Origin of the sequence: Planktothrix sp. PCC 11201 (genome assembly GCF_900009135.1) — a bacterium.
Lineage (GTDB): Bacteria > Cyanobacteriota > Cyanobacteriia > Cyanobacteriales > Microcoleaceae > Planktothrix.
Genome location: NZ_LT797686.1, coordinates 1 through 22,030 on the forward strand (window position 1 = coordinate 1; position 22,030 = coordinate 22,030).

The following is a 22,030-nucleotide window of genomic DNA, read 5'->3' on the forward strand; positions in this document are numbered from 1 at the left end:
TAGGGGTTTGGTCTCCAAACCCAGGCGCAAAGAGGGTTTGGAGACCAAACCCCTACAGGTTTTTATCACAAATCATTTTCCGGTGTTCCCTAGTGCCATAATGTCTATATTAACTATATCCTCCGAACAGATTCAACTGATTTGTACCCACGCCGAACAAACCTACCCCCAGGAATGTTGTGGGTTATTAATGGGTGAAATTAACGAAAATAATCATAAAATTACAGTAGAGATTATTCCAACCGAAAACGCTTGGAATTCTGAAACTGCTAAAACCTTTGAGGAAGTAGAAACCACCGATATACCCGTTACCTCTGAACGTCGGTTTACGATTTCTCCTCAACAAATGATTCAAGCTCAAAAACAAGGTCGCGATCGCAATTTAATCATAATAGGTATTTATCATTCCCATCCCGATCATCCCGCTATTCCCTCCGAATTTGATCGAGTTTGTGCTTGGTCAGACTATTCTTATATTATTATTTCTGTAGAAAAAGGAAAAACCACCGACCTACAAAATTGGAGTTTAGATCAGAATCATCAATTTCAAGCTGAACCTTTAATCAGAGATTAGCCAATCTTCCCGATCATCAGCTACAATATATAATTTTGATGACCCAAACCCCTAACTGGGACGGTTATATTTTTTGTCAAAATTGCTATGCTAAATCCGAATCTGGATGAAATCCAGTTAACGAAAGACGACTACGAACGGTACTCCCGCCACTTGATTTTACCAGAAGTCGGTCTGGAAGGTCAGAAACGCTTAAAAGCGGCGAGTGTGCTTTGCATTGGAACCGGGGGACTAGGTTCGCCCTTACTGCTCTATTTGGCGGCGGCGGGCATTGGACGCATTGGAATTGTTGATTTTGATGTGGTGGATACCTCCAACCTGCAACGCCAAATTATTCACGGGACAGCTTGGGTGGGGAAACCCAAAATTGAATCGGCGAAAAACCGGATTTTGGAAATTAACCCCGCTTGTCAAGTTGACCTCTACAATACCCGCATCAGTTCAGAAAATGCCCTCGACCTGCTGCGACCCTATGATGTGATTGTAGATGGAACTGACAATTTCCCGACCCGATATTTGGTGAATGACGCCTGTGTGTTGCTGAACAAACCCAACGTCTATGGGTCAATTTTCCGGTTTGAAGGTCAAGCAACGGTCTTTAACTACCAAGACGGGCCCAACTACCGAGATTTATACCCCGAACCCCCACCTCCAGGAATGGTGCCCTCCTGTGCAGAAGGCGGGGTTTTAGGCATTTTACCTGGAATGATTGGCGTAATTCAAGCCACAGAAACCGTTAAAATCATTCTGGGTCAAGGACGAACTTTAAGCGGACGTTTGTTATTATATAACGCTTTAGAAATGACGTTCCGGGAGTTAAAATTACGTCCTAATCCTGTTCGTCCGGTAATTGAAAAATTAATTGATTATGAACAGTTCTGCGGAATTCCGCAAGCACAAGAACAGGAGGCAAAACAGAAAATGGATATTCCTGAAATGACGGTTCAGGAACTGGAAAAATTACTCGGTAGTGGGGCGAAGGATTTTGTATTAATTGATGTGCGTAATCCCCATGAGTATGAAATTGCTAAAATTCCGGGTTCGGTGTTAATTCCTTTACCCGATATTGAGCAGGGAAAAGGCATTGAACAAGTTAAAGAATTGTTAAATGGTCATCGTTTAATTGCCCATTGTAAATCGGGAATGCGTTCAGGAAAAGCATTAGGGATTCTCAAAGAAGCTGGGATTTCAGGAATTAACCTTAAAGGTGGAATTCTGGCTTGGAGTCGAGAAATTGATGCTTCAGTTCCCGAATATTAGATTGCATTGATTTGTGATCAAAACCTGTAGGGGTTGGGTCTCCCAACCCTCTTTGCTTAAACACCAGATATTAAAGTTAGTAATTCTGCTTCTGATAATAGGGTAATTCCTAAATCTTGGGCTTTTTTAAGTTTAGATCCGGCTTCTTCTCCTACAACTAGATAATCTGTTTTTTTACTGACCGAATCAGTTACTTTTCCACCCAAATTTTGAATCCTTTTTTTAGCTTCTTCCCGTTTTAAGGTCGGTAGCGTTCCCGTAATTACAAAGGTTTTATTAGCTAAAATTTGAGATGTATTATTCTGATTATATTCTATTTTTTCTGAATTTACAAGCTGTAATCCTGCGGTTTTTAATCGTTCTATTAATAGTTGATTAGCAGGAAGATTAAACCATTCATAGACAGAATAGGCAATTTCTGGCCCGATACCATAAACTCCTTCAATATCGGCGGCGGATGCTTGGGTTAATTGTTCAATATTCCTGAATTTTTGGGTAATTAATTCGGCATTCACACTGCCAACATGACGAATTCCTAACCCATATAAGACCCGTGCCCAGGGTTGGTTTTTAGAAGTCGCGATCGCTTGAATAATTTTAGTCGCCGACTTTTCCCCCATCCGGTCTAAAGTCATTAATTGCTCAAGGGTTAAATCATATAAATCTGCTACGGAATTAACTAATTTTTTATTAACAAACTGTTGAACTAATTTGTCCCCAATGCCATTAATATCTAAGGCATCTCTGGAACACCAATGAATCAAAGATCCTTGTAAAATTGCCGGACAAGAATCATTAATACATCTGGTTACCGCCTCTCCCAATGACTGTACAACCGCCTGACCGCATTCCGGGCAATGGGTTGGCATTTCAAACCGTTGAGCGTCCTGGGGGCGCAATTCTAATAATACTTTAACGACTTCGGGAATAATTTCCCCGGCTTTGCGGACAATTACCGTATCACCGATATGCAGATCTAACTCAGCTAGGCGATCGCGGTTATGTAGTGTTGCTCTTTGAACCGTTGTACCTGCCAGTAAAATTGGGTTAAGTTCCGCAACAGGGGTTAAAGCTCCAGTTCTTCCCACTTGTACAGTAACAGATTTAATTTGAGTGGGCATTTCTTCCGCCGGATATTTATAAGCGATCGCCCATCGCGGAAATTTCTGGGTAAATCCTAATTTTTCCTGTAGAGATAAAGGATTAATTTTAATTACCACTCCATCGGTCATATAGGGTAAGTTTTGCCGTTTTTGATCCCAATATTCACAATATTGAATCACTTCATCTAAATTAGAACAAAGTTGACGGTTGGGATTAACTTTAAACCCCATTTTTTGCAATAATTCTAAATTATCCCATTGGGTTTGAGTAGAAACTATTTCTAAATTATTCCGTTCTGGAATATGTAAGGTATAGGCAAAAAAATCCAGTTTCCGTTGGGCGACAATTTTAGAGTCTAATTGTCTTAAAGTTCCAGCAGCAGCATTTCTGGGATTAGCAAATAATGATCCCCTTTCTTTTTGTCTTTCTTGATTAATAATTTCAAATACTTTTAAGGATAAAAATGCTTCTCCTCGGACTTCAACTAAATCAGGTGGATTTTCTAATTCTAATTTTAAGGGAATTGAACGAATTGTTTTCACATTTTGAGTAATTTCTTCCCCGGTTATCCCATCTCCTCGCGTTGCACCTCTAACTAATATTCCGTTTTCATAAGTTAATGCTAAAGCCGATCCATCTATTTTTAATTCACAAACATAAGTCGGAAATTCTGATGTATTTATAGCTATTTTTAGACCTCGATCTTGCCAAGTTTTTAACTCATTAAAATTAAAAGCATTATCTAAACTATATAGAGGAATATTATGTTTAACAGATTGAAATTGAGTAGCGGGGGTTTCTCCGACTCTTTGAGTCAGACTATCAAAAGTAATAAGTTGTGGATATTGTTGCTCTAAATCTTGCAGTTCTCGATATAATTGATCATAAACTGAATCCGGTATTGTGGGTGAATCTAAGACATAATATTCATAACTGGCTTTCCGTAATAACCGTTTTAATTCTTCAATTCGGTGCTGAATTTCTGGGGTAATTTCTATCATTGTTAATACCTCAAACATTTTAACGTAAAATATATTAAAAGGAAGATTAATAAATTAACCTCCCTTTCTCAATTAGGAATTACCTTTTTTTTGATCAATTTTGAGTTTCTATAAATTTAAACCCGTTAATTCAAAGGATTTTTGATCATTTGAATCGCTCCCTTTATTCTGATCATTTCGGATTCCGCCATTGACTTCAGCCGGAAATTGATTAATTCCCTGTAAAATTCGAGATTCATTTTCCACTTGAAATACATTGGCGTAAAGGTTAGCCACAATCTGTTTTCCTTCTTGGGTTAATTCCAAATATTTCAGTGCCGCCGGAATATAAGGAAACACTCCATTCCAGTAAAATTTAGCATAATTTCGCCGTAAATCCCCGGGAGTTTTATAGCCTAAAACTTTGTTAGTTCCCACTTCTTCAAACTCATAAAATAGGGAACTAATCTTTTTCAAATACCGGGGATCACTGAGTTGACCAATCAAATCAGCAGCCCGGGCTAGTCCCGAATAATTATGTCGATCTTGATGGGTTTCATCAGCAGGAACAGGAAAACGAGTCAACTCAATATTCCGTTTAATTTGTTCAGCATCAATTAAATTATGCCCTCCAAATCGTTCATCAATTACTAACTTTCCCCGATCAACATGATAAGGAGTTAAACTAGCCGATGTAGCACCCACCGAAATTGGCACAATCCCATCCCCAATTCCCGTCGCAAATAAACCCACAGATTCTTGATCTTGCCGACAAACACCCTTCACATAGCCAATATCATGACACAGTAAAGAAATGATAAAATGTAACCAGTCTTCGGTCGTAACTCCACCTTCCCGAATATGTTTTCCGCGTAAAATTTCCTGTCCCACTAACGTCACTAACATGGTATGCTCAACGTTGTGGTAAAGAGCGTCACAATTGGCAATATTTTCCAGTGCCATTGTTCCGGCCCAGGCAATAATTTCAGGGTAGTTGGGTTTAAACCCGCCGTAAGTCCGACGATATCCAGCTTGTAATTGCTGAACAAAGACATCAATTAGAATCGCTGTGGCATTAATCATAACTTATTAGTTAAATAAAGTGCTACAGACCAGATAATTAGCTATCTAGTCATGGGTTTCAAGGCTTAAACTAATTATATTCGATTAATCCTTTGTCCCTGTATAGGCAAAATTTCAGATCAACCTAGTTTTGAACCTATTATGACATCTGCATTTGATCCGAATTTAGTTTTTTTGTTATACGACAACACCTTACCTGGGGACACCTTGACCAATGGTAACACAACGGTTCCCGGAGGTGATAGTACCGTTTCTGGTAATACGGGGGGAAACAGCAGCTTGAGTGGAAACCAGATTCCCCAAATCACTGATACCTTGGGTGCTAGTCTGACGGGAACTGCGGCTGCGGATATTATGCGAGGAAATATCGGCCGCGACAGTTTGTATGGCGGCGGAGGTGGAGACACAATTTTTGGTGATGACGGCGAAGATTTAATCGATGGGGAAGCTGGAAATGATTATATTAATGGGAATCAAGGTCGGGATTCTATTCTCGGTAGTGATGGGGATGATACCCTGTTTGGAGGGAGAGGAGCAGATACTTTAGAAGGTGGCAATGGCAAAGATTTACTGTCGGGAAATAACGATAATGATCTGTTGACCGGAGGGGATGATAATAATAATACCCTGTATGGTGGAGCCGGAGATGATTGTCTGGTTGGAGGAAATAAAGATGATTTTTTATCCGGCGATCGCGGTCAAGATATTTTAGTCGGGGGTGACGGAAAAGATACTTTCTTTATTTCGGTTAATTCTGGCAGTGGAAATCCGGCTTTAGCTGATATTATTTTAGACTATAATCAAAATGATGATGTCATTTTGCTACCCAACGATTTGACCTTTAGTAAATTAAAATTTGAAACAGATAGCTTGAATGGAGTTAACGGTTTATTAATTCGGACAGATGATCGAGATAACCCTACTTACCTAGCGTTTATTCCTGGTTTTACAGGCAATTTAACATCGGGAAATTTCAAATCTCTACCGCAATAAATTCTAGGATAAAACCACCTTTTAGGACAGGAAATTTAATAATAATGTACGGGTTTCTCAACCTTAATAAATCTGCCGGATTCACCTCCCATGACTGTGTGGCGCGAGTGCGTCGAATCTTAAAATTAAAACGGGTAGGACACGCGGGAACCCTCGATCCCGCAGCTACAGGAGTATTACCAATGGCCCTGGGAAAAGCCACTCGTTTATTACAATTTCTCCCCTCTAATAAAGCCTATCATGCTAAAATTAAATTCGGTGTCACAACAACCACCGATGACTTAGAAGGAGAAACCTTAACCGTTCAATCTGTACCCGATTTACAACTTGAACAAATTCAAGCAATTCTCCCTCAATTTATTGGTAAAATTGAACAGATTCCCCCTATTTACAGTGCAATTCAGGTTCAAGGAAAACGCCTATATGATTTAGCTAGAAAAGGAGAAATTATTGAAGTTCCCAGTCGAACAGTAGAAGTTTTTGATCTGAAAATTCTTAACTGGTATCCGGGAGAATTTCCCGAATTAGAAATTGCGATCGCCTGTGGTTCAGGAACCTATATTCGCTCCATCGCTCGGGATTTAGGAGCTATACTTAATACCGGAGCCACCTTAGCTAATTTAATTAGAACCCAAAGCAGTGGTTTTGATTTAGAAAATAGTCTAACCTTGGAAACCTTAGAAACCCAGGTTCAGGAGCAAACTTTTTCTCCCCTATCCCCCACAATTGCCTTAAATCATTTAACAACAATTATCCTAAATTATGAATCAACAAAACGCTGGTTTCAAGGGCAATCTATTGTTATGGATAATTATATAATAGAAGATCATCCCGTCAGTGTCTATGATCAAAATAACCAACTCTTAGGAATAGGAAAATTAATCGAAACTCCCGATCAAATTCTCCTCGCTCCTCAAGTTGTTCTGACTGAAAACCAACCATTTTTTTAATATGATTAAAACCCTATTTATTACCCTAATTAGAGGCTACAAACTTTTAATTTCTCCCCTATTTCCCCCCGCTTGTCGCTTCCACCCCACCTGTTCCCAATATGCCATTGAAGCCATAGAAACCTTTGGAGTTATTCCAGGAAGTTGGTTAGCTCTCAAGCGAATTTTACGCTGTCATCCCTACCATCCAGGGGGGTATGATCCCATTCCTCCTAAACCCGAAGATTAGATTAGGCCGTTAAATAAATAAAAAAAGGGTAGTTGTCTACCCCTAATTCTGAATTACTACAAGTCAAGACTTAGAATAGTTCAAAGTCACTGGCTTTCAGAGCAGGATTATTGACAAATGTAGCTACTTCTTGTGCAACACCACCAGTGACGAAGTATAACTTTCCGGTGTTGGTGTCATACTGCAGTTTAGTTGCACTGCCAGGATTAGCAGGATTGAAGCCAGGAAGGGTGTCGAATTCAGTGGCTTCTACAGTGACACCCAGGGCAGAGAACACACTAGAAGATAAGGCAATCTTGTCTGATCCCGATACGAAATCAACCACTACGTCAGCATTAGCACTGCCAACTTGAGTAAAGGCGAAGGTATCACTTCCGGCATTACCAGATAGGTTGTCATTGCCTTTGTCTCCAGTAATGAAGTCATTACCGTCTCCACCAGCAATTACATCATTTCCTTGACCACCATAGATGGTATCGTTTCCGGCACCACCATAGAGGCTGTCATTACCCTGTTCACCCCAGATGATATCATTGCCTTCACCACCATCAATTAGGTCATTTCCTTCACCACCACCAAGGATATCATTGCCAGCACCACCGGAAATCGTATCGCTTCCTAGGTCACCAAAGACGGTATCATCTCCATCACCACCATAGATCAGGTCATTGCCAGCACCTCCAGCAATGAAGTCTTTGCCTCCTAGACCATAGATGGTGTCATTTCCTGGGTTCCCGTAAAGTTCATCGGTATCGGTGTTGCTACCATAGATCAGGTCATCGCCATCGAAACCATAAATAACAACAGGAGCCGCGGCTCCAGCCGATAGAGTATCGCTAAGGCCAGCACCTTGAATTAACTTGGTGTCAGCCGTACCTGAAATGCTATTAGCCTTACCTGGGACACCATTTTGGGCAACTCCGCCCCCTGCTAGTGTTACTGATGTTACGCCGCTGGATGTTACTACTTCAGACATTTAAGTGCTCCTCACTTGAGTTAAATAATGTTAGCGTTTTGATTTTTTGGGGATTCTACAATAGGAACTTAGTTACTGGTAGCTTTAGAATTAAACTTCAAATTACCAGAGATTCCAGTCGTTCAATGAACACCACGCTCAGTTTATCCTAAAGAGAACAAACAATCCAGTGCATTTTAACAGAAAAAGGGACGATGTTGGAAATTGAACAAAGTCCATCTCTTGTAGGTGCAAACAATGGTTTGACACCGCCGACTAGAACCCATTGGAGTGAAGCCAAGCACCCGTCAGTAATGAGTAAAAAAATATCGTATCAGCTTAACAGAAGTGTCAAGAAAATAGCAAGAGATTGAAAAATTTCTATTTTGGCGTTAAATGCACACAACCGGAATATGCCCTGATCTCACATCCGTTCTTGGGTTCGGCTAAACTACCTATCGCTTGATGTGAAATGATTGACCGCCCGACGGTAGCAAAGGAGTCGTGGATACAAGGGTTTTTTGACACCCTTGTTTAGAACTGTCTTCCTGGCACCGACCTAGAACCGGACGTAAGAACAATCTGGCTTCTCTGACTCACCTGGCGATTGAGAAGTTCCCAACAGAATCACCATTTTATTTAGGAAAACCGAATTGATTGATCTGAATCGGCTAAAATGCTTGAAGTTAAACGAATCCCAGCGATATCTATGTCACATCAACAGGAGCCGATGCAACGATTAATTTTACTCTACCAAGGGAATCGACACCCCAGCCCCCAGGGGTTAAGAGGATGGGCAACGATCATTTTAGGATTAGGGCTGATATCAGGAATGGGAAGTCCTGTTTTGGCTCATATCCCAGGGACTAGGCCCAATCCCCCATTAATGTCCCAAAATTTGGCTCAAAATTCAATTATTTATATCGATCCCAATACTGGACGTGATAGCGAAACTTCTACGGGAAGTCAAACTGGCCCCTATCGTTCGATTACCTATGCGCTGCAAAGGGTTCAATCCGGTACAGTGATTCAACTTAACCCAGGTACCTACAGTCAGGAAACCGGAGAAGTGTTTCCGATATCCCTGAAAGATGGGGTGACATTGCAAGGAGATGAAGCCACCAATGGACAAAATACGGTGATTATGGGTGGAGGAAATTTCGTTAGCCCTACTTTTGCACGACAAAATGCCACAATTAAAACCCAAGGAAATAGTCAAATTATCGGGGTCACAGTTACTAATCCCAATACTAGAGGAACGGGTTTATGGATAGAATCTTCTAGTCCTGTAGTCAGTGGCTGTACGTTTATTGAGAGTAAGCGGGATGGGATTTTTATTACTTCTGAAAGTAATCCTAAAATCCAGAGTAATATATTCACTCAAAATGCTGGAAATGGGATTTCAATTGCCCGTTCAGGAGCGGGAGAAATTCGGAATAATGTTTTTCAAAATACCGGATTTGGGATTTCAATTAATGATGATGCTTCTCCTACTATTATCGAAAATAAAATTATCGAAAATCGAGATGGAATTGTGATTTCTCACCAGGCTAAACCTATTTTACGAAATAATTTAATTGAAAATAATGAACGAGATGGAGTGGTTGCGATCTCTCAAGCTCAACCAGATTTAGGCACAACCGCCAGTCCTGGTCAAAATATTATTCGGACTAATGGTCGCTATGATGTCTATAATGCCACCCGCGGTTATACTATCACCGTGATTGGAAATGAAATCGATCAAACCCGGGTCTCCGGTGCAGTAGAGTTCTGAAAACAAAAAGCCAGCTTCCAACTGAGGGAAGCTGACCTTCATATTTTTATATGTAGATTTGTTATGTTTAGGGTCTTTATAAAAGCTGACCCCATTTGAGCGATTAAATCGGATTTATGCTTAAGGTCTGATAAAAGCTGACCTCAATTGATTAACTATATATAATCATGCCAGGGATCAAGGCAAAACCTTGATTTCTTAATATTTTTTTTATTTTCTTTTGTTTGCGTCTTGTGTCGGTAGATTGAGAAATATGTAGTTGTGTTACTTTGGGCCTGATGGACGGCGACTGGCCTTTTGTTCCCAACGAAATAAGCCCACCATCAGGGCTACCACTCCCACCTGTAGGGCCAGGTTTGGTAAGGCCGAGGCAACATTCCGTCCGGCTAACAGTTGGGCGAAAAACACCACCGCACCAATAACACCCGAGGCTCCAAAACCAATATAAATAAATTGTCGTAAACCCCGATAAGGAGCCACGGCTTCCGCCTTCAAACGGGCATATTGTTCAGGACTCAGTTGGGAGTTTTGTTGAGAAGGATTTGATTTAGGAGTTGTCATATCAGTTGTCAGTTTATTACCCATTACCTATTTTTATCTATCTTAATATTAACAAAATTGTCTGAAATAACCCGATTATAACACCTAAAATTCCCCCTAAATTAACAATCGCCTGTAATTCACTTTTGACGATACCATTAATAGCAGCTTCCATATTTTCAGGAGAAGTTTCCTTGACTCGATTAATAATCACCTGATCGATGTTCAAAATCGGAATAACTTGAGCCATAATTTTTTCTATATCTCGTTCTAAATACCGTTCTAAAATTAAAGCTAATTCCTGACTGACTAATTCTAAAGATGTATTCATCACGGGAGAACTTTGTAGCCGTTTTAAAATCCAATTTGAAACATTATCCCAATCGATCGATTGACTTAACTCTTGAATCACATCAATACCTTGTTCTTGAATATAGGTTCTCACGGCATCTCCCATAGTTTTTCTTAACTGTTTGACGGTGGAAACAGGTAAATTTTGTAACGATATATTTTGTAACCACTCTTGTAGTCTTCCTCGTAATCCTAACGATTTAATTAATTCGGTTAATCGTCGATTAGTTTCCTCCTTTTCATCTAAACAAAAAGTTCTTAAACGAGTTAAACTATTTCTTAATCCTAATAAATTTGCTACCACCCAATAGGTGCCAGTGCTTTGTTCACGGAATCCTTCATCAATAATTGAAATATTTTTATCCGTGAGGAAATCAATTAAAGCCTGTCGCAATATTTCTGGAGTTAATACCACCTCTAAAAGCCATTTAGATAACTGTTGTGATTGTTGATCATTTAATTGAAATTCTAATAAAACTTGGTCAAAAATTTGATTAATTTGAGGAGCTAAAAAGTCATCTTTTCTGGCTAAAACCCTTAAAATTCTAGGTAAAGACTCTCCAATAAAATCGCGTAAAATTCCCGCTAAAATTTTAGCGGTTTTGGGTTCTGTATCCGCTTTAATTTGATCTAAAGCCAGTCTCAGAAACCAACTAATAGCGGCTTGCATCCGTTCAGTTTCGAGCAAACGACGCGCTAATTTTTGCAATTCTTCGGGAGTCAATAAAGACCCCATAATGGTATCAGAAATTCGTTTAGCTAAACGCTCTTGATTTCTAGGGATCAAACCGGGTGTAAACGGAACCCTTCGGCCATAAATCTGTATAGATCGATAGGGACGAAATAACATTTTAATGGCTAAATCATTGGTAAAATAGCCAATAATTCCACCCACTATTGGAGGCGTAATTAAAACCCACTGTTCAGAAAAATTGACCATTCTTATCGTAGCAGCCCACTAGGAAACCATTTGGCGCATTATTGCCTATTGCAGTGTTCCCTTTAGTTATTACTAATACCCCCATCATACCGCTTGCAATTGGGTAATGTGTTGCGGTTGAAAAGCCTGCTTGCTGTGCTAACCGAACTTGTTCTGTGCCGATCGGAAATTGATCTAAACTGGGGTTAATATAAGCATATTCTTCTCGAAGCCCGAATTGTTCAGCCGTCCGAACCACAAACTGCTGTAAATACCAATGTTGAAAAGTACGCAAGAGGGAACCCGCAGGGCGGTGAAAATCCAAAATCGCAGCTTTTGCCCCGGGTTTGAGTACCCGATGGAGTTCTTGAAGACTGCGGGGAATATCTACAACATTCCTTAAACCGTACCCCATGGTGGCACAGTCAAAGGTGTTGTCTGGAAACGGCAATCCCAATACATCCGCTTCTATCCAGGAAATCCCAGCTGTTGGAATGGTAAAAGGTCGGGGTCGATGCTGGGCAATTTCCAATTGACAACTGGAAAAATCGATCCCAAACACCTGTCCCGGCTCTCCCACCTGTTGTGCTAATAACAGCGCTAAATCTCCACTTCCACAACATAAATCCAAAGCGGTGTCTCCGGGTTTAGCCCCACTCCAGCCCACGGCCATTTTTTTCCAGATCCGATGTTGGCCTAAACTTAACCAATCATTTAACTGATCATAGACCGGGGCGATGCGATTAAAAATCTCTTGAATCGGGTTATTTTCCTGAACCATTCCTCTAGTTACCTGTTACCTGATGCCACAATTGGCCATTGTCTGTTCCCTGCTTCAAATTGAGTTTAGAGATTAATGTCCTAGGCTAATTAAAGCCAAAGCGATTTGTTGAGCCACTAAATGAACCGTTATCAAATCATCAGGACTCATCTGACAAGGCTGTTTCCATTGTACTGATAATAGACCGATTAGTTGTTCCCGATAGGTAATGGGAATATTGATATGGGCTTGAATTCCCGAACTTTGATAGTGAGCCAGAGTAGCTAAGGCGGGATCGATTGTAATATTAATCGATGCTTGTACCGTTCCGGTGGTTATGGTTTCCTGAACTAAAGGATCAATCTCTAACCAGTTTTCCACAACACCCGTGGAACTATAATGACCTTCTGTAGAAGTTAAGCGATTGTCTTTAATTTGTTGCAAAATACAAACATCGGCTCGGAACTGGGATGCGACGGCTGTACATAAGGTAGTGAATAAACTTTCTAAGGTCGTCGCCACTTGGGCAGCTGCCATAATCGTTGCTAACAGTTGGGTTTGAGCCTGAGCACGATTGAGTTCGGCGGTGCGTTGGTTCAGCAATTCATAGGTTTGGGCTGCTCTTTCTACAACGGCTTTGAGTTCATTGGGATCCCAGGGCTTGGTAATATATTTGTAGACCTGTCCCGAATTGATGGCATCCACCAAGTCCTCAATATCTGTAAATCCGGTCAAAATAATTCGCACGGTATTGGGGAACTCCGGTACAGTTTTGCTAAGAAACTCCGTACCTTTCATTTCTGGCATTCGCTGGTCGGAGATAATCACCGCCACTTCGCCTTCGGCCGCCAAAATTTCTAAAGCCTGACCCCCGCTTTCCGCCTTAAATACATTAAAGTTACGTCGAAATGTACGATAGAGCAGATCTAAATTATCCGGCTCATCGTCAACAACCAACATCTTAGGCTTTTTGGGTCTCTGATGGTTCATGAGTTGGCGCTTAACACTTTCTAGTTGGGGAATTTCAACTTCCATCTATACCGATACTTTTTGAAGAACGTTTAATAAATGTCAGACACAAAGCCCCATTACTTTAGGGGCAACGGTGCTACCTGCCTATTTTTCAAGTGTGTTCGGGTGCATACCGATAAATTTGCCCCCTTTTCTAAGTGGGATATCAGGTTGGTTAATCCATTTTTTGTAAGAGCGAGGCACGCCTCGCCCCCACAGAGTTTATAGCAGGGGAAGACATTCTGGTTATAAAGAACCGAACCACACTAACCCGCCACTGATTAACAGTACGATGATTAAAGCAATCTCCAAAAATTGATTGTCCTGGCTCTTGACTCCATCCAAGTTATTTATAACCGGCGGAACCGAGGACTTGGGAATAGACCGAACGGTCGCAGCCGAATTGTTTTGAGATCGGGAATCTCCTTGGACATCCAGATGATCCAAATCAGGAATTTTTACAAATCCCTCTGGATCAATATAGAGTTTAGGAGCTTCTAGGACTTCGAGTAAACGACGAGCCTGTTGACGAGTGCCAGTATTCGGATGACGAGTCAACTGTTTGCATAGAGCAATCGCATCTTGCCTAAGACCCGAGGCTTCCAAGGCGGTGACTAACCACATTTGGATCTCTCCACCCAGACGGGAATTGGGTTCCACAGCCCGACTAGCCTGTTCTAAATATTGAACTGACTCTCGGTAACGCCCCCGTTCAAAGGCAAACTGACCCGCTTGATATGCAATTTTAACCTGGTCTAAGGGTTCTTGAGCCACGGTTTTCCTTACTTAAAACTCATCATAGGTATTCCGAGGTGCGCCCTCATCCGAATCGCGCTTAGAACCCAATAAATCCAACTCATCAACCCGAATGACGGGTTTTGATCGTTGAGTTCCGGTATTACGATCTTGCCAATACTCAAACTTTAACACCCCTTTAATCCCAATTAAACTACCCTTACGGACATAGTTCGCTGCAACTTCTGCTGTTTTTCCCCAAATTTCCAAGTTAAACCAATCGGGCTGATCCGTTTTTCTCGTCCGACGGTTAACCGCCAAAGTTAAATTACAGACAACACTACCGGACTATTACAGTCGATAGAAACGTCACCGTTTCCACCTCTGGTTCAGAACCGTGCGTGAAAGTTTCCCCTCACACGGCTCCTCAATGACTTGGCTAGTTACAGTACCTATTTATGTGTTCAATGTCGCAGCAGTTTTGATTTTACTTTTTTGGTGTTTCTCCAGAATAGACTTGTTATCCTGGGTACAGAATATCCAGCCTAATCCTCTGTTGACCCCCCAGTATTTCGAGACGACTTCGGTGTTATTTTGTCCGCGCCCCCTTCTGCTTTTTGCCCATCCTAATAATTTATGAAAGATGATGCTATCTATTTTATTGAAAGTTTCCTTGCTTGTTACCGTTGAGTAATATGCTGCCCATTCCCTGATTAGAGGATTGAGTGCGTTAATTACTTGTTCTTGGCTTGAAGTATGGTTCCTTTCCAATAAGTCATCAATCTTCCGTAGATGTTTTTGAATAGCTTCTTTACTGGGTTTTATGAGCGTTTTATATCCCCTTTTTCCTTCAGTCCCACCAACTGACCCACTTTGTTTATCACTACATGGGTATTGTCGGATATTAAAACCGAGGAAATCAAATCCCGTATTTCCTTCATGTGATTTGAAGGTGTGAGTAATTTGGGTTTTACTGGCGGTTATTCCCATTTCAGACAACCATTCTTCTATAACTGTTTTGGCTTCTAAAATTACTTCCAAGTCTTCATCCATGATCACAAAATCGTTAGCGTACCTGACAAAACTGATTGCTAGTTTTTGACTGGTTTTTCCGATTCTTCTGGAGAATTTGTTAGTAAGAATTTCTTCTAGGCCATGTAGGGCAATATTGGCTAATAATGGCGAGATTACCCCATCTTGGAGAGTTCCTTCTTCCGTCAGAAATAGGTTATTACCGTCCATTACTCCAGATTTTAACCAGGCTTTCACCTGTCTTCTGAAGGTTGAGGAGGTTTGTAATTTCTCCAACAGTTTTGAATGGTTGATTGGGTCTGAACACTTTTCAATATCAGCATCTAGCACATACTTGGGTTTTTGTGCGATGTCATTGAAAATTGTCGCTATAGCGTCGCGTGCCGACCAACGGGGTCTGAATCCATAAGAGTTTGGCTCAAATTTTGCTTCCCACTCTGGTTCTAGTGCCAGTTTCATTAGGGCTTGTTTTGCTCTTTCTTTCATCGTAGGTATGCCCAGAGGTCTTTTTTCCTCTTTGCCCGGTTTTGGTATCCTTACCCGGTTTTTGGGTTGGGATGCGTCATTAAATCGCAACTCCTGGGCTAATTTTATTTTCTGGTAATTACGCAGACGTTTTACCCCGTCTGCCCCAGATTTATTGTTACCCTGATTATCTTGAGTTACTTTTCTGACGGCCAAAATTTTGCCATACCACGAATGGGTCAACAGCCTTTGTAACCTATGGACTGCTTTGACATCACCACGTTCAGAGGCTTGATAGATTCTCTTTTGGAGCTTGAAAACGGATCTCTTGGCTTTTGCCCAGTTTATCGTTTCCCATTCATACATCGGTTGATTAACCGTGTCCATGACTTTTGTACCCTGACTTGATTGTCTATCTCCAAATCATTGTGATTCCGTCAGCATATCCTTTAGCTTTCCTAAAGGCGTTAGCTTCTGAATCAATCTCCCTTCTCGGTATCATGCGGCTGACTACCTGCTCAAGCTTCGACCTTCGGTGAGAGATTACCGAGAAGTTATCTCGTTCCTAATTCCTGCTTTGCGATGAGGTTAGAGTCCTGCTATCCATCGGGTTTCTGTGGGGATGCCTCTGGGTCAAATTTCGAGTTGCCCAGCCCAAATCCCTTGCCTTTTGGCCCAGCCGATAACCTATGTAGGCTGTTATCAATAACGGTGGTTCAGTCACAGGTTCAGTTCCCTTACTCATGCTCATCTGGGCTAGAAGGGGTTCCCTAATAGGTTTAGAGTTACCTCCGTTATGCCCCGCTTCACCAGTTTGGTAGTCATCCTCCCCAGTGGGGGCATTGCTTCGTCTTGCATCTAAACGGTGGGAATTGAATTGGTGAAGATTTTGTTAAGATTTGGATTGTACTTAACATTTCTTCAATATCTCACCCACTCAGGAATTAAGTTGTCAAGGTTCTGTAGTTACCTACGTTTCCTTGCAAGCGTCACACCATCAGGGTTTGATGGCTTTCCCACTTAACGAGTCGCACCGAAATATTTGACTTCTGGGTCGCCACCAGCGCGACCAACCAATGAAACAATATTTAGGCTCATAAGACAATGATCATGGAATAGTGGAAACTGAAGGTCTTCAGACCTTGGATGAAACCCAGGAATTAATGGAAGTAAATTCCTAGTATCTTTAAATTAATAACACAGTTGCCTACACCCAAGCACCGAATATTACTGAAGCTTTTTGGGTGGGGAGACCCCGCCCCTACAGGGATTTTATTTTTATGAGCCTCTATTTTTGTTGCTTTCGTGTCTGGAGTGCTATTATTATCACAGGTTTTCAAATTTTCAACCTAGATCTGGGTTCTCGATCAATGTGAGTTATTGCCTTAATCCTAAGTGTCCAAATCCAACTGATCCGGCAAACGAGAATCGGCGCACTTGCTGTCAATGTGGCTCAGAACTTTTGCTGGAAGGACGGTATCGTGTGATCAAACAACTGGGAGGAGGAGGTTTTGGCAAAACATTTGAAATTGATGATCAAGGCAAATGTAAGGTTGTAAAAGTTTTATTAAAAAACCATCCTAAAGCTGTCGCTTTGTTCAAACAAGAAGCGAAAGTTTTGAGTCAGCTTAATCATCCAGGAATTCCTAAAGTTGATCCCGATGGCTATTTTACCTATCTTCCCAAAGGGAGTGACGAAGCCCTTCACTGTTTAGTGATGGAGAAAATTGAAGGGCTAAATTTACAGGACTGGATGAAGGAACGAAAAAAAGAACCCATCAGTCAAGAACACGCTTTGGAATGGTTAAGACAACTAACTGAGATCCTGGAGCAAGTTCATAATTTGCAATACTTCCATCGGGATATTAAGCCTCAGAATATTATGCGGAAACCCAATGGACAATTAGTATTGATTGATTTTGGAACCGCCAGGGAAGTTTCGGGAACCTATATCGCTAAGGTAGAACAGGGGCAAAATGTAACTGGGATTGTTTCCCCTGGATATACACCCCCAGAACAAACGAATGGGAAAGCTGTTCCTCAATCCGATTTTTTTGCCCTGGGACGAACTTTTATTTATTTATTAACGGGAAAACCTCCCACTGCTTATCCAGAAAATCCTCGAACTGGAAAGTTATTATGGCGAAAGGGCGCGCCCAATCTTTCTGATCAATTTGCGGGAACTATTGATTTTTTGATGGCTCCTTTTCCGGGTAATCGCCCTCAGACTCCACAAGCAATCTTGAAATGTTTAGAAGATATTAGACCTCTAGGTGAGGAAAAAGAAGTTCCCCCGTCTTCCCCCACGGGCAAAAAGCAAGTCGAGCAAAACTGGAATAGTTGGTTTAATTTTTCTATTCCTAGACTGACATTTCCTAAAATTCAGCTTAAATATTTCTGGGTTTTGGGAACATCCTTAATGGTATTAACTGGAATTTATACACAGGTTGATGGTTATATCCGTTATGGATTTATTCCGGCTAATCCAATTTTAATTTTGAAAGGGTTGCCAGGCAGTATTTTTTTAGAGAGCTACGAACGAGCCGTTGGTGAAATTTATGCTATTGTCATTAGCCCCGATAATAAAACCCTGGCTGTGGGGAGTTTTGGGGCAATTAAAATTTGGGATTTAACAACAGATGTCAAACCACGAACAATTCCAGCCCATTCCAGTTGGGTCAAAGCCTTGGCTATTAGTCCCGACGGTAAAATTATAGCCAGTGGTAGTAATGATAAAACGATTCGTCTGTGGGGTTTGAAGAATGGAAATAGAATCCGAACGATTGAAGGACATACTGAAGGTGTAAATATAGTTATTTTTAGTCCTGACGGTCAGACCTTAGCTAGTGGCAGTGACGATAAAACGATTCTCCTTTCGCCTTTAAACACAGGATCTCGACAATTCAAATTTGCGGGTCATGAAGGCGCAATTCAGGCCCTGGCATTTAGTCCCGATGGTCAAACCCTAGCCAGTGGAGGTTCAGACCAAACAATTCGGTTATGGAATTTGGAAACAGGAACTCGCAAGCGGAGTATCTCAGGTCATGAAGGTACTGTTAATGCCCTGGTTTATCATCCAGACGGTAAAACCCTAATCAGCGCTGGTGATGATGGCACTATTCGGCTATGGAAACCAGATACGGGGGAACAAAAACAGGTCTGGAGAGCTAATAATAATCCTGTGAAGTCATTGGCGATCACCAAGGATGGTAAAACTTTGGTTAGTGGAGGTGATAGTGTGATTATTTGGGATCTAAAAACGGGCAAAAAACTGGCAACCCTATGGGGTCATGACAAGCCAATTAATGCTTTAGCAGTCAGTTCAAATGGCGAAGTTGTTGTTAGTGGCAGTGAAGATAAAACTATTAAAATTTGGCGCATGCCTCAGTCAGTTATTAGTAAAAAGTAACCCGCGTAAGAGTCTATGTGATTATTAACCAATATATGCAATAAAAAAAATAGAGAGAAAACCAGAGTTTCTCCCTATTTTTGGTTGATGAATCGATTAAGTTATAACCTTTTAGAAACGGAATTGAGTCCGCAAAGTTCCGACCACGATTGTATTGTTGTTGCTATTGTGATCGGGGTTGGTTACGACATAAAAACCAGGAGTAATGGCGATGTAGTCGTTGATGGGATAGCGGTAGAAACCTTCAATGTGAATGGAGGTATCTTTATCTTCCAAAGCACTGATATCATGGCTGGTTACTTGAGGAGGCATACCGACAATTAAGCCACCCAAGCCACCTTCTTTCAGGATATCAGGGAATGCCAAAGAAACAGCCCAGTTAATAATGGTCGCACTGTCATTACCACCATTCTTTTGGTTGGCCCAGGTGGAACCAAACCAGCCACCCAACTCAAAGTTTTTGGAAATCCGCCAGTTGCCTTGTAACCCTACGTTTTCGCTGGTTGTAGCATTCTCACCAAAAGGTTTATTGGCAATCCAACTTCCTGTGCCTCCAGAGACAAACACACTACCATTGGTGAAGTAGCGGTGGTTATACTCTAAACCGATACCAATATTAGGATTGGGTTTAAACACCAATTGCAGACCTGTGGTATAGCCACCATTGAAAACACCATTTCCTTGGCTGGCAAACTCGGCTCGATCCGTGAGGTAGCCTAAATTGACTTTAAACTGATCACTGAAGGCATATTTCAGACCAACCCCAGTTCCATCTGGGCCACGGAAGGTTGTCGGGTTATACCGACCAAAGCGGGAAAGCGCCCCATCCCCAGAACCACCAAAAGGTGTTATGGAGTCATAGATATCATCACCGTTAAGACCCTTAGCTCCAATAAAGACATTGCCTTTACCATTACTGATAGGGTAGCGGTAGTACAATTCATCCAATACGACACCATTGTCGACACCATCGATGGCGGTACGACTCATCAAGGTATTGGTGATATTGAAGGCAGACAGGTTAGGAATAGATTGAGCCTGTAAACGAGTTCTCAACAAATCCTGACCTGTGAAGCTGGTATCAAAGTTTAAACGGGCGCGGTAGCCAAAATAGGCTTCCGTGGGATCACTATCCTGGTGAGCGAACTGACCCACTACGTTATAAGTAGCCCGATCTCCGGCGGCGTCTCCACCCCAGAAGATGACTTCTCCACGCAGTTTAGTAGTGGTAGAGAATTGATTAGCTTCTAATTCGGCGGTTCTAGCTTCTAAGGCATAAACACGACCGCGCAGAGTGGCTAATTCCGCCGCAAATTCTTCTTGTAACCGTTGCAGAACGGCTAAATCTTCCCGGGTGACTAAATTGGCTACAGACGCCGCAATTAGTTCGTTAACCCGTTCTAAACAGGCATTTAAACCCGCCGCAAACTCAAAACGAGTCATGGCCCGGTTGCCTTTGAAGGTTCCATCGGGATAACCCGCGATACAACCATAGCGTTCAACCAAGGATTGCAAAGCCTGGAATGCCCAGTCTGTGGGTTGAACGTCCGATAATTGAGAAACTGAAGTGACTTGCTCTAGGGCATCGGCAGCTTCAGAATATTCGTTAATTTTTTCTAAGCCTGAGACGCTGGTTTCGCTCGGCTCGGTCGATGACATCTGAGCCACTTGGAACTCAGAAGCTTGAGCAGTTTGTAGTGGGGCCGAAGCCTCTGAAGTTGAGCTGTTTAACTGTTGAGCCGTGGCAACAGTCTGCGGTTTGTTTTCGTTTGTAGCCTCACCATTGACTAAATTGGTGGCTTCAACCGGAACATCAGGGGTCAAAGACAGGGCGAGTTGCTCTGTCTTTGACTCGGAATTGGCTTGATCTTGCAACTGAGTATCATGTCCAGAGGTCGGAACTGCACGGGCAGCTTCGACGGTGACGGTTGCCATATCTGTAGCATTTGCCAATTTCTCCGATGGAGCCTCAGTTGCTAAGGCTGCATTAGTTAAGAGAATAGCCGCTCCCAGAATGCCTGGACTATGCTTTAGAGTGTTCAATAAAACTTTGTTCATCATCTCAATTCTCACACCGACACTTAAAATACCACAAAGCAAGGGAGTCCCCAGCTCGACTGAACCAATAGTATCATATCTTAACTAGAGTTTTTCCAGAGTCAAGTGGGGGAACAAAAGTTAAGACTGGTTTTTTACCGGATTCAATCGGTATAACCCAGACTTAGAGAGGGTTTGGCTTTTCCAAAATAGGTTGATAATTTATCCGTCGAATTGCGACTAATGAGGGTTTAGGGGGATCGTTGGGTTGCTTACCGGGCCAGTTTGAACCCAAAGGAACTTGACGAGTTTGGATAAATTCTTCCCTTTGGGTGGTTTGTACAGCAAAGGAGAAACCAAAGGGAATTATTGCCATACAGACCCAATAAATCTGTGCCATCTAAGGGTTGTTGGTTGTCGCTTAGACGGCCTGGGGCAACGGGCTGATGCTGTTGGCTGGTGGCAATATCCGAACCATCCATAAATTCCCGAGCGCATCAAGGGCTAAATTATCGGGGTTGGAAAATCCTAAACCCCCTTGGGTGACTTCTCCTCCGGTGGCGACCATTTCCCATCGAAAGGTCATCAATCGAACAAAAACCGGGAAAGCTAATCAAAATAAATAAATTTCCCTCCTATAAAAAGGTCAAACTATTTCGGGTTACTGTTTCTGCCAACAGAACGGAATATGTAGCCACAAATGCTTTAAATCAGTCTTCAATAGATGAAGTCATCTTTCACTTGATTACTTCTTTGATATACACTGAAAATTAGAATAAAAAGCCGTCGCTCAACGACGGGGTTTTAAACCCATTTTTCTGATAAAGGATTTGATTGTAAAGTGGAGCGGTAAACAGATGATCAGACTT

17 protein-coding genes and 3 pseudogenes are annotated in these 22,030 nt (G+C 41.8%); 8 read left to right on the forward strand and 12 right to left on the reverse strand.

Features of this window, described 5'->3' with window-relative positions; all coding sequences use genetic code 11:
• The first annotated feature begins 100 nt into the window (after nt 1-100).
• Nucleotides 101-574 carry a M67 family metallopeptidase gene (locus tag PL11201_RS00790; RefSeq protein WP_200816675.1) on the forward strand — a complete coding sequence of 158 codons (474 nt, stop codon included), beginning with the start codon at nt 101-103 and terminating at the stop codon, nt 572-574.
• A gap of 87 nt (nt 575-661) precedes the next feature.
• Nucleotides 662-1,834, forward strand: coding sequence for a molybdopterin-synthase adenylyltransferase MoeB (gene moeB / locus PL11201_RS00795; protein ID WP_079676754.1), 1,173 nt, complete (start codon nt 662-664; stop codon nt 1,832-1,834).
• Between the two features lie 56 nt (nt 1,835-1,890).
• Here the strand turns inward: moeB and ligA are convergent, their stop codons facing one another.
• The gene (gene ligA / locus PL11201_RS00800) at nt 1,891-3,939 is read right to left on the reverse strand and encodes an NAD-dependent DNA ligase LigA (RefSeq protein ID WP_079676755.1); all 2,049 of its coding nucleotides are present in this window, start codon (nt 3,937-3,939) and stop codon (nt 1,891-1,893) included.
• 108 nt (nt 3,940-4,047) lie between these two features.
• Nucleotides 4,048-5,001: an Npun_R2479 family HD domain-containing metalloprotein gene (locus PL11201_RS00805; RefSeq protein WP_079676756.1), complete on the reverse strand. Its 954-nt coding sequence runs from the start codon at nt 4,999-5,001 to the stop codon at nt 4,048-4,050.
• A 141-nt stretch (nt 5,002-5,142) separates the two neighbouring features.
• Here PL11201_RS00805 and PL11201_RS00810 point away from each other — a divergent pair, with 141 nt between their 5' ends.
• From PL11201_RS00810 to yidD, 3 genes are read left to right on the forward strand one after another with little or no spacing between them, the layout of a single operon-like run.
• Nucleotides 5,143-5,994 (forward strand): calcium-binding protein, encoded by an 852-nt coding sequence (locus PL11201_RS00810; protein WP_079676757.1) that lies wholly within the window; start codon nt 5,143-5,145, stop codon nt 5,992-5,994.
• A 44-nt stretch (nt 5,995-6,038) separates the two neighbouring features.
• The gene (gene truB / locus PL11201_RS00815) at nt 6,039-6,944 is read left to right on the forward strand and encodes a tRNA pseudouridine(55) synthase TruB (protein WP_079676758.1); all 906 of its coding nucleotides are present in this window, start codon (nt 6,039-6,041) and stop codon (nt 6,942-6,944) included.
• A gap of 1 nt (nt 6,945) precedes the next feature.
• The gene (yidD, locus tag PL11201_RS00820) at nt 6,946-7,173 is read left to right on the forward strand and encodes a membrane protein insertion efficiency factor YidD (protein ID WP_369821821.1); all 228 of its coding nucleotides are present in this window, start codon (nt 6,946-6,948) and stop codon (nt 7,171-7,173) included.
• Between the two features lie 70 nt (nt 7,174-7,243).
• Here the strand turns inward: yidD and PL11201_RS00825 are convergent, their stop codons facing one another.
• Entirely contained in the window at nt 7,244-8,149 is a 906-nt protein-coding gene (locus tag PL11201_RS00825; protein WP_079676760.1) for a calcium-binding protein, read from the reverse strand.
• 688 nt (nt 8,150-8,837) lie between these two features.
• On the opposite strand from PL11201_RS00825, the gene PL11201_RS00830 reads away from it, so the two are divergent.
• Entirely contained in the window at nt 8,838-9,902 is a 1,065-nt protein-coding gene (locus PL11201_RS00830) for a DUF1565 domain-containing protein (protein WP_200816676.1), read from the forward strand.
• Between the two features lie 264 nt (nt 9,903-10,166).
• Here PL11201_RS00830 and PL11201_RS00835 read toward each other — a convergent pair whose 3' ends face one another.
• The 7 genes and pseudogenes from PL11201_RS00835 to PL11201_RS00865 form a co-directional block, all read right to left on the reverse strand.
• On the reverse strand, nt 10,167-10,463 hold the full coding sequence (locus PL11201_RS00835) for a DUF3493 domain-containing protein (RefSeq protein WP_079676797.1): 297 nt from the start codon (nt 10,461-10,463) through the stop codon (nt 10,167-10,169).
• Between the two features lie 37 nt (nt 10,464-10,500).
• Nucleotides 10,501-11,733, reverse strand: a complete 1,233-nt coding sequence (locus PL11201_RS00840; protein ID WP_079676761.1) for a DUF445 domain-containing protein — start codon at nt 11,731-11,733, stop codon at nt 10,501-10,503.
• Complete coding sequence (gene ubiE / locus PL11201_RS00845; RefSeq protein WP_079676762.1) at nt 11,717-12,493, reverse strand: bifunctional demethylmenaquinone methyltransferase/2-methoxy-6-polyprenyl-1,4-benzoquinol methylase UbiE; 777 nt, start codon at nt 12,491-12,493, stop codon at nt 11,717-11,719. Before ubiE ends, PL11201_RS00840 begins: the two co-directional genes overlap by 17 nt.
• 72 nt (nt 12,494-12,565) lie before the next feature.
• Nucleotides 12,566-13,507, reverse strand: a complete 942-nt coding sequence (locus PL11201_RS00850) for a response regulator (protein WP_079676763.1) — start codon at nt 13,505-13,507, stop codon at nt 12,566-12,568.
• Between the two features lie 222 nt (nt 13,508-13,729).
• Nucleotides 13,730-14,257, reverse strand: coding sequence for a tetratricopeptide repeat protein (locus tag PL11201_RS00855; protein ID WP_079676764.1), 528 nt, complete (start codon nt 14,255-14,257; stop codon nt 13,730-13,732).
• A 12-nt stretch (nt 14,258-14,269) separates the two neighbouring features.
• A pseudogene (gene ssb / locus PL11201_RS00860) lies at nt 14,270-14,566 on the reverse strand (single-stranded DNA-binding protein); the annotation flags it as partial.
• 108 nt (nt 14,567-14,674) lie between these two features.
• Entirely contained in the window at nt 14,675-16,102 is a 1,428-nt protein-coding gene (locus tag PL11201_RS00865) for a reverse transcriptase N-terminal domain-containing protein (RefSeq protein WP_079676766.1), read from the reverse strand.
• Between the two features lie 985 nt (nt 16,103-17,087).
• Between PL11201_RS00865 and PL11201_RS00870 the strand changes: the two genes are divergently transcribed.
• A complete protein-coding gene (locus PL11201_RS00870; protein ID WP_079676767.1) occupies nt 17,088-19,124 on the forward strand; it encodes a serine/threonine-protein kinase in 2,037 nt (678 codons plus the stop codon).
• 111 nt (nt 19,125-19,235) lie between these two features.
• Here PL11201_RS00870 and PL11201_RS00875 read toward each other — a convergent pair whose 3' ends face one another.
• Together PL11201_RS00875 and PL11201_RS27440 are read right to left on the reverse strand one after the other, a co-directional pair.
• Nucleotides 19,236-21,182 (reverse strand): iron uptake porin, encoded by a 1,947-nt coding sequence (locus PL11201_RS00875; protein ID WP_079676769.1) that lies wholly within the window; start codon nt 21,180-21,182, stop codon nt 19,236-19,238.
• A gap of 163 nt (nt 21,183-21,345) precedes the next feature.
• Nucleotides 21,346-21,744 (reverse strand): annotated as a pseudogene (locus PL11201_RS27440) (phosphatase); the annotation flags it as partial.
• Between PL11201_RS27440 and PL11201_RS26985 the strand changes: the two are divergent.
• Nucleotides 21,744-21,881 (forward strand): annotated as a pseudogene (locus tag PL11201_RS26985) (IS701 family transposase); the annotation flags it as partial. The pseudogenes PL11201_RS27440 and PL11201_RS26985 overlap by 1 nt on opposite strands.
• Between the last annotated feature and the right edge of the window lie 149 nt (nt 21,882-22,030).